Consider the following 8,912-nt stretch of genomic DNA (forward strand, 5'->3'; position numbering starts at 1 on the left):
TGATCATGTCCGACACCCAGCCGCCGACCAGCACGCCGATGGAAGCGGCGATGAACGGCATCACCGCGTAAAAACCCACCTTGAGCCAGCCCATGTTGCGTTCGGTGGCCAGGTAGGTCGGGAACCAGGTCAGAAAAAACACCAGGGTGGAATTGCCGGCGAACTGGCCGATGGAGGCGCCCAGCACCTGGCGATGTTTGAGCAGCCCGAAGACGTTGCGCCAGTTGAAAGGTGTGGCGCTGCCCCGGTAGCCCAACCCGCCGCCGGCTTCGATGTGCGCGAGTTCGGCCTGATTGACGGTCGGATGCTCGTGCGGCTCCCGGTAGATCTTCAGCCACACCAGCGCGAAAACGATGCCGGCAATGCCCGCAATCACGAACAGCAAGCGCCAGCCCAGCTCGGCCACGATCCAAAACAGCAGGGGGCTCAAGAAGGCCAGGCCGAAGTACTGGCCCACCGAGTAAACTCCGGTGGCGCGCGCCCGTTCTTGTTGCGGGAACCATGTGCTTAGCACGCGGCTGTTGGTGGGATAACATGGCGCCTCGGCGACGCCCAGTCCCAAGCGAAACGAGAGCAAGGAAATCAGGCCGGACGCCAAGCCCTGTAGCAGCGTAAAAACAGACCAGATGCTGACCGACCAGAAGTACGACAGCCGCGCGCCGACCCGATCGACGAACGCGCCGCCCGGAATCTGGGCCGCGGCATAAGTCCAAGAGAACGCCGAGAACACGATGCCCATCACTACCGCATCCAGTCCCAGTTCCGCAGTCATCGATGGCGCGGCCACGCCCAGCACGGCGCGATCCAGATAATTGATCATGGTGCCGACAGCGATCAGCCCCAGCACGGTGAAGCGCGCCCGGCTGCGCACCACGCCCGTGTCCGCCTTCACCGCAACTGTGGCTGCGCTCTGCATCCCGTCCCCCGACGAAACTTATTCATCTATGGCCGGCGCCGCGCATCGCGGGCCAGGCCAGGCCGGTTACGAACCAACCGGTACATTTTTTCACTATGTACCAGATGGTACAGAGTGTCAATGAACGAGGTCCGCATGAGCAAGCCAACCAAGAAAAAAGCCAGTGCCGAGCAGCCGCCGGTCGTGACTCGCGATCCGGAAGCCTCGGTGCAGGACATTCTCGCGGTGGCCACCGAGGAGTTCGCCATCAACGGTCTGAGCGGCGCGCGCGTCGATCAGATCGCCGAACGCACGCGCACCTCCAAGCGCATGATCTATTACTACTTCAAGGGCAAGGAGGGCTTGTATCAAGCCGTGCTCGAGAAGGCGTACATGGACATTCGCGCGCTCGAGGAGAAAGCCAAGCTGCTCGACATGGAGCCGCGCGCCGCCATGCGTAAGCTGATCGAGCTGACGTTCGATTACGACGAAACCCATCCGCTGTTCATCAGCCTGGTGAGCGTGGAAAACATTCATCAAGCCAAGCACCTGACCAATCTCACTTCCATCAAGGATGTGAATCAGAGCGTGATTCGTACGCTCGCCAGCATCCTTGACCGTGGCCGCAAGGAAGGGGTGTTTCGCGCCGACCTGGATCCGGTGGACGTGCACTTGTTGATCAGCGCGTTTTGTTTCTTCCGGGTTTCCAATCGGCACACCTTCGGCGCCATCTTCGACCGCGACCTGTCCGATCCCAAACTGCGCAAGCGGCACAAGAAAATCATTATCGAAGCCGTCGAGCGCCTGCTCGAGGTGCGTAAGGGCTGACATCCCGCCCCGCTCAGGGTTGGCGAGCGGGGCCTTCGGCGCGTAGAGTGTACGAACCGGTACAGACGTACCGAGGAGCGCCGTATGTTCACCTCCATCGCCTCGGTCTCCATCAGTGGCCGGCTCGACGCCAAGTTGCAGGCCATTGCCGACGCCGGCTTCGACGGCGTCGAGCTGGTCGAGACCGATCTGCACACCTATGACGGCACGGCCCGCGATGTCGGGCGAACTCTGCGTGAACTCGGGCTGACTTGTACGGCGTTTCAGCGAGTCAGCGATTTCGAAGGCATGTCGGCGGCGATCCGTTCGCGCAGCTTCGGTCTGATCGAACGTCGTTTCGACGCGATGGAGCAGGTGGGCACCGATCTGCTGATCGTCGGCAGTAATGCATCGCTCGCCACCTCGGGCGACAGGCAGCGAATCGTCGAGGACTTTCATGAGCTCGCCGAACGAGCTCACGCGCGCGGTATGCGCATCGGCTACGAAGCGCTGGCGTGGGGTCGATACATTTTCGATCACCGCGAAGCCTGGTCGGTGGTCAAAGAAACCAATCATTCAGCGCTGGGCCTGGTGCTCGGCAGCTTTCATTCGCTGGCGCGCAACGTGCCGATGGAAAGCTTGCCGGACATCGATCCGGCCAAGATATTTCTGGTGCATCTGGCGGACGCGCCGGTGATTCAGATGGACTTCCGCTCGTGGAGCCGCCACTACCGCTATTTGCCTGGCCAAGGTGAGCTGGATCTCGAGGCCTATGTGGCCGCACTTCGGGCGCGCGGCTATGACGGCATCTGGTCGCTGGAAATATTCAACGACCGGTTTCGCGCCAGTGCAGCGGCGACGACAGCCGTCGATGGCATGCGCTCGCTGCGTTATATCGAGGATCAAGTCGCGCGGCGTTTGTTACTTGCGAAGGGTTCGGGGCGGCCGCCGCGTGTGCAATGTCATGGCATCGAGTTCATCGAGTTCGCCGCCAACGACAACGAGGTCGAGCCGCTGGGGCAGATGTTCCAGACATTGGGCTTCACGCGCACCGGACAGCATCGCTCCAAGCGGGTGAGTCGCTGGAGCCAGAACGGCATCAATCTGCTGATCAACAATGAGCCGGCGAGTTTTGCTCGAGCGTATGCGGACATGCATGGCGCTTCGGTGTGTGCCATCGGCGCGCGGGTCGAGGATGTGCAGGCTGCGATGGAGCGGGCGCAGGCCTTGCAGATCAACAGTTTTTCTCAGCCTGTGCGGCCGGGCGAGCTGCAGATTCCGGCAGCTCGCAGTGTGGGGGAGAGCTTGCTGTATTTCATTCGCGATGGCGAACAGCAGCATATCTGGAAGAATGATTTCGTCGCGACCAATCCGCCGATGAGTGGGGGTGGGGTGGGTCTGCAACGCATCGATCATTTGACTCAGGCCATGGAGTACGAAGCCATGCTGTCTTGGCTGCTGTACTACTTGTCGTTGTTTGCCGTTTCCAAGACGGCTCAAGTGGAAATCGACGATCCGTTCGGCTTGGTGTACAGCCAGGCGGTGGAGTCGTCGGATCGCAGTTTTCGGATCGTGCTGAACAGCTCGTCCACGGCGCAGACCTTGTCGTCGCGCTTCCTGCATGGGTTCATGGGAGCGGGTGTGCAACACATAGCGCTGCAGTCGGAGGATATTTTCGTCACTGCGCGGTTGCTGGAAGAGAGTGGGGCGCAGACGCTGCCCATTCCGGCGAATTATTACGAAGATCTGCAGGCTCGTTACGATCTGGATGGATCGCTGATCGAGCGGCTCGCTGCCGGCAGCATTCTTTATGAGCGCGACGGGCAGGGCGAGTATTTCCAATTGTTTACTCGGGCTTTCGCTAAGAGATTTTTCTTCGAGATCGTGCAGCGGCGGCGTTATCGCGCCTACGGCGAAAGTAACGCCGCCGTTCGCATCGCCGCGCAGTCGCGCTATCGCGCCGATCCGCAGGGCTGAATCCGCCGCTTATGTTTGACCGCTTGCCATCGGCTTGCGGCCGAGGCAGTATGTACGAACTAGTACAGAACATTGATCACGGCCGAACCGCGGCCGTTCGATCGCTAGGCGCATTGCCAAGGCTCGACGGCGCGGCTTGATGTGGCTCGTTACTGCATGACTCGATCAGGGGCGATATGAAACTTGGTAGGCAGTTGGGCGCGGCCGTACTGGCGGCGCTACTCAACTTAGTAACAACGCAGGTTCGAGCCGAAGTCGTGGCGGACATCGCTGCTGCGCCGGTGCTTGACGACCACTATCCCAGCGCCAAGGTGTCGTTTGGCACCGATGTGGAAAGTTATCCCGATGTGGTTTTCAGCACGTTGCAGGGCTTTCGGCCGCTGCGCTTGGATATCTATCGGCAAGTTGCGTCCAACACCCCGCGCCCGCTGGTTATTTATATTCACGGCGGCGGTTGGCAAAGCGGCCACACCAGACATGCTGGCGCTTTCTCGAATTGGCCGAGCGTGCTCGCGTCGCTGGCTCGCAAGGGTTATGTGGTCGCTTCCATCGAATATCGGCTCAGCAGCGAGGCGAAATTCCCAGCGGCAATCCAGGACGTAAAGACCGCGATCAAATGGCTGCGTGCCAGCGCCAAAAAATATTCCATCGACACCAGCAAAACCATCGTGTGGGGCGGCTCAGCGGGCGGACAGCTGGCGGCACTCGCGGCGACTTCATGCGGTGTCGAGGCTCTTGCGCCTGAGATCGCTGACAAGACCGTCGCAGCTCAATCGGATTGCGTACAAGGCTTGGTCGCCTGGTACGGCGTGTTCGATTTCAGCACCATCCCAGAGCTGAACTCAGGCGCCAACTCGCCAGGAAACAGATATCTCGGCTGCAGCAGCACGCAGTGCGCGGACAAGGTGGCGCTCGCCAGTCCTATCGCGCAGTTGGATAGCAAAGATCCGCCGACATTGCTGATCCATGGTGAGACCGACAAGGTCGTGCCTGCCAATCAGTCCCGTGCTTTCGACGCAGCGTTGCGAGCGAAAGGTGTGCCGTCTGAGTTGATCGTGATTCCTGCGGTCGATCACAGCTTCATCGGCAGCACGCCGGAAGCGACGCGCCAAGCTAGCTTGCAAGCCTTGTCCAAGACGTTTGCCTTCATCGATGCGGTGAGCGGAGGAAAACGGGAGTGAGCTCCGCCAGTCCCATCGCAGGCTCCCGGCGTGTGCTGGCCGGCTTGATCGGCTCGGGCATTCAACAGTCGTTGACGCCGGCGTTGCACATGGAAGAGGGTGCGGCGCAGGGGCTCGACTATCGCTATGAGCTGTTCGATTTGGATCGTATCGACGGCGGCGCAGCGGCACTGTCGTCGCTGCTGGCATCGGCGCAGGAGCGTGGCCTCGCAGGCTTGAACATCACACATCCGTGCAAGCAACTGGTGCTGCCGATGTTGGATTCGTTGAGCGATGACGCCAAGGCGCTGGGCGCCGTCAACACGGTCGTGTTCTCCGAAGGCCGCCGAGTCGGACACAACACCGATTGGTGGGGGTTCGCCGAGAGTTTCAAGTTGGGTCTGCAAGGCGCAGCGCTGCAGCGAGTGGTGCAGCTCGGTGCCGGCGGCGCAGGCGCTGCAGTGGCTTACGCCATGCTCAAGTTGGGCGCGCAGCGCTTGGATATTTTCGACATCGATGCCGCGAAGATGGGCGCGTTAGTGCGATCGCTGAGCGAGTTGTTTCCAACTCGTGAGATTGCCGCCGTGACCGATCTGAGCGCAGCCATGGCTGCTGCCGACGGCCTCGTACACGCGACCACGACCGGCATGGCGAAAAACCCTGGACTACCACTGCCGGCGCAGCTACTGCGCGCTTCGCAGTGGGTGGTCGAAATCATTTATTTCCCGCTGCAGACGCAGTTGTTGAAAACCGCACGCAGCATCGGCTGCCGCACGCTGGATGGCGGCGGCATGGCGATCTATCAAGCCGTCGGCGCCTTCCGTTTGTTCACCGGCATCGTACCGGATGCACTACGCATGGCCCGGCATTTCGATTCGTTGGCGCGGCGGCCGGCAGCGCTCGCCGCCGCCGAGTAGGAGAGGTTCAAAAAGATCCGAGCACCGTAGGTGCGAGGCGTAAGCACGTTGAGTTTGGGGGGATGAACAATGAAGTACACACAATGGCATGCCGCCCGGCGCGGCCATGGTCCGATTCCCATGCTGTTCGGTCTGGTCGCCAGCGCGACCTTGGTGAATACCGCGCACGCTCAGACCCAGGCTGAGGCCGGCCTCGAAGAGGTCGTCGTCACCGGCACCCTGATTTCCGATCCGAATCATGTCGCGCCCAGTCCGATCGTGATCGCGACCGCCGAGGATTTGAAACAGACCGGCGCGGTCACCATCGAAGCGTCGCTGAATCAGTTGCCTCAATTTTCGCCGGCCGGCACTGCCGGCAACGGTGGTCAGGGCACGGGCGGTCATGCGACGGTGAATCTGCGTGGCTTGGGATCGAATCGTAATCTGGTGTTGCTCGACGGCAGACGACTGCCGCTGGCCGATATCTCGGGCAACGTCGACATCAATCTGATTCCTGATGCGATTCTCGCCAGCGTGCAAACCATCACTGGCGGCGCGTCGGCTGTGTACGGTTCCGACGCCATGTCGGGCGTCGTCAACTTCATCACGCTCGGGCACTTCGAAGGTATCCGCACCAATCTTCAATACGGCAACTCGGAACGCAGCGATTACCAGCAGATCACTTCGTCGGCCGCGTTCGGCACTTCGTTCGCCGACAATCGCGGTCAGGCATTGTTGTCGGTGGGTTATGCGACACGGCAAGGTCTGAACGGCAACAAGCGTGACTTTTTCAATCTGGTGACGCCGTCATCGTTCATCGGCCAAGGCACTTTCGTGCCGGCCGCGACCAACTTGCCCAGCCAGGCCGCCGTCAATTCGCTGTTCGCCAGCTACGGTGTGACCGCCACTGTGGGCAATACGCTCAACTTGGGATTCAACGACGACGGCACGTTGTTCTCACAAACCGGTGCCAGAAATTATCGTGGCCCGACCAGCGATGGCTATGCGTTGATCGCCAATAACGTGCGCATGCCGGTGGGACCGCAGACGGTGATCCAGAATCCGTTGGATCGCACGTCGGTCTTCAGCAAGTTCGACTATGAGTTCAACGACAGTGTGACCATGTACGGCCAGTTCATGCATGTGAACTCCGAAGTCCACACCAGCAGCGGCGGCAGCCTGACTCAGTTCGGTACGCTCACCAGCATTCCGATCACCAATCCGTTCATTCCAGCCGACTTGCGTACGTTGTTGGCGTCGCGCACCGACCCGAACGCACGCTTCACATGGAATGGTCGTTACGTGGGCTTGCCGGCGAAGTCTTGGGATGAGCATTACGATACCTCGCAGTACCTGGTCGGCTTGAAGGGCTCGCTGCCGTTCAAGAACTGGACCTGGGATTTGTACGGCTCCTACGACGACACCAATCATCTGCAGTCCAACTACAACGCGGTGTTGAAAAGCCAGGTGCAGAACTTGCTGAACGCGGCCGATGGCGGTGCGTCCATCTGTGCTGGCGGTTTCAATCCGTTCGGTCTGGTCAACAGCAGGAACATCTCGGCGCAATGCCGTGCGTACATGACCACGACGGCGAAAAGCACCGAAGTGTTGACTCAATCCAATTTCCAGGGCGTCGTCCAAGGCGATCTATTCAGTCTGCCGGCGGGTGAGGTGAAATTCGCCGTGTTGGGCTCGCATCGAAAGAACACCTATAAGTACAGCCCGGACTCGCAGCTGGCGTCGCAGAACATCGAGGCGGTGATTGCCTCGCTGCCGTCGCAGGGCAAGTACGATGTTACCGAGTACGCGACCCAGATCGACGTGCCGATTCTGCGGGAACTGCCGTTGATCGAGCGGTTGAATGTCGGCGCAGCGTTTCGTCGTTCCGACTATTCCACCAGCGGCAGCGTCGACAGCTACGAGGGCGACATCAAATGGACTCCAGTACCCGGGCTGCTGGTGCGTGGCGGCTATCAACGCGCGGTGCGTGCGCCGAACATCGGCGAGTTGTTTGCTGCCGATAGCGGATCGCAAATTGCGTTCGGCACGCCGCCGGCTTCCATCGGCGACCCTTGCGACGTTCGCTCGACGGCGCGTACCGGTGCGGGTGGCGCCAGCGTTCGAGCGCTGTGTATCGCGCAAGGGATCCCGCTCGCCGTGATCGATAACTACACGTTCCCGACCACCGCTACCGCTGGCTTGACTCGCGGCAATCGCGGTCTGGATCCGGAGACTGCCGATACCTACAACTTCGGCTTCTCCTGGCAACCGCGCTCGCAGTCGCCGTGGTTCAGCGATGTCACAGTGTCGGTGGACTATTACAACATCAGTATCGAGGACGTGATTTCCATCGTTCCGGGTCTGACGGCGCTCAGCAAGTGCTACAACCTGGACGGTTCCAATCCTTCCTATGACGTCAACAACTCGTTCTGCTCGCTGTTGACCCGAGATTCCAACGGCTTGTTACAAGTGATCCGGACGCCGTACTTGAATTTGGGCGGACTGGAGACCAGCGGTATCGACGTGCAATTGGCCTGGAGCGCCGATTTGAACGAGATCGGTTTTGGTCGAGGCCGCCTGTTCTTCGCCACCGGCGTGGGCTATTCCAAGGGCTTCTCGGTGCAAACGTTGCCGAACTCACGCTTCCAGGACTATGGCGGCACCAACACCATCGGTGCGTCTTATCCGGAGTACAAAGCGCTGACCTCCCTCGGCTACGGCATCGGTGGCGCCACTGTGACGTTCCGCTGGCGTTATCAGGATGCGATGAAGGATGTGACTGCCGTGACCACGCCAGCGAATCCGGGGCGCGGTGTACCGGCGTATCACTTGTACGATCTGGTCGGCACCTTCGACATCAACGATCGATGGCAGGTGCGGGCCGGCATCACCAACTTGACCGACGAGGACTCGGTGTTCGTGTCCAGTTCGCAGACCAGCACGGACACCAGTGTGTTCGATGCCGTGGGGCGTTCGTACTACCTCGGGTTGCCGTTCTCGCTGTAAAAATTGGTCCCACGCCGGCTGGCGGCCTTGTGGTTACTGCCCGCTGCCGGATCGTTGCCGGCAGCGAGCGATCCGGTCGCTGGCGCTTGCGAGCCCACAGCCAATTTTCATTTCATCTGCGGCGCCGAGCGACCCGAAGATGTCGCTCGCATTCCCGGCACGCGTTGGTTG

At 60.6% G+C, this 8,912-nt stretch carries 6 protein-coding genes; 5 read left to right on the plus strand and 1 reads right to left on the minus strand.

Annotated elements, in window-relative coordinates; all coding sequences use genetic code 11:
* Positions 1–916 (minus strand): MFS transporter (locus JNL55_RS30105; RefSeq protein WP_293863311.1); only part of this gene is annotated, 916 nt, incomplete at its 3' end.
* Positions 917–1,051: 135 nt separating this feature from the next.
* Here JNL55_RS30105 and JNL55_RS30110 point away from each other — a divergent pair.
* From JNL55_RS30110 to JNL55_RS30130, 5 genes are all read left to right on the plus strand, one after another.
* A complete protein-coding gene (locus JNL55_RS30110) occupies positions 1,052–1,723 on the plus strand; it encodes a TetR/AcrR family transcriptional regulator (protein WP_293863313.1) in 672 nt (223 codons plus the stop codon).
* 84 nt (positions 1,724–1,807) lie between these two features.
* Positions 1,808–3,679, plus strand: a complete 1,872-nt coding sequence (locus JNL55_RS30115; RefSeq protein WP_293863315.1) for a bifunctional sugar phosphate isomerase/epimerase/4-hydroxyphenylpyruvate dioxygenase family protein — start codon at positions 1,808–1,810, stop codon at positions 3,677–3,679.
* A 176-nt stretch (positions 3,680–3,855) separates the two neighbouring features.
* A complete protein-coding gene (locus JNL55_RS30120; RefSeq protein WP_293863317.1) occupies positions 3,856–4,860 on the plus strand; it encodes an alpha/beta hydrolase in 1,005 nt (334 codons plus the stop codon).
* Positions 4,857–5,756: a shikimate dehydrogenase gene (locus tag JNL55_RS30125; protein ID WP_293863319.1), complete on the plus strand. Its 900-nt coding sequence runs from the start codon at positions 4,857–4,859 to the stop codon at positions 5,754–5,756. The genes JNL55_RS30120 and JNL55_RS30125 overlap by 4 nt, the downstream gene beginning before the upstream one ends.
* Positions 5,757–5,825: 69 nt before the next feature.
* Complete coding sequence (locus JNL55_RS30130; RefSeq protein ID WP_293863321.1) at positions 5,826–8,741, plus strand: TonB-dependent receptor plug domain-containing protein; 2,916 nt, start codon at positions 5,826–5,828, stop codon at positions 8,739–8,741.
* Positions 8,742–8,912 lie beyond the last annotated feature (171 nt).

The sequence above is a fragment of the Steroidobacter sp. genome (genome assembly GCF_016790065.1).
Taxonomy (GTDB): Bacteria; Pseudomonadota; Gammaproteobacteria; order Steroidobacterales; family Steroidobacteraceae; genus Steroidobacter.